This is a genomic window from Janthinobacterium violaceinigrum (assembly GCF_009208555.1).
GTDB classification, from domain to species: Bacteria; Pseudomonadota; Gammaproteobacteria; order Burkholderiales; family Burkholderiaceae_D; genus Janthinobacterium; species Janthinobacterium violaceinigrum.
The window spans coordinates 1-442 of the sequence record NZ_WFLI01000116.1 but is presented as its reverse complement, the minus strand read 5'-3'; the positions used below and the strand labels follow the sequence as shown (position 1 = coordinate 442).

The 442-nt window shown below is 65.6% G+C and carries 1 protein-coding gene; it reads left to right on the top strand.

Going from position 1 to position 442, the window contains the following annotated elements; genetic code table 11:
- The coding region (locus GCN75_RS28885) for a hypothetical protein (protein WP_152285381.1) at positions 1–442 on the top strand (442 nt) is incomplete at both ends.

The following is a 442-nucleotide window of genomic DNA, read 5'->3' as shown; positions in this document are numbered from 1 at the left end:
TGACCAATGCAGGCAAGATCCAGGCGCGCAGCACCCTGACCCTGGGTGCCGCCAATTTCGACAATACCAGCACGGGCGACATCAATGCAGGCACGACGCGCGTCAACGTCGGCGGCGTGCTGAACAACCGTGGCGTGATCGACGGCATCAACACGGAACTGAACGTGGGCACGCTGAACAACGCGGGCACGGGCCGCATCTATGGCGACCATCTGAGCATCGGCGGCGGCACCGTCAACAATGACGTGGAGGGCGGTGTGGCAGCCACCATCGCGGCGCGCACCCGCCTCGACATTGGCGTGACGACACTGAACAACCGCGAACACGGCCTGATCTTCAGCGGCGGCGACATGGCCATCGGCGGCTATCTGGACGGCAACCGCATCGCCACGGGCTGGGCGGGATCGGTGACGAATGCCAGCGCGACGATCGAGGCGCTGGG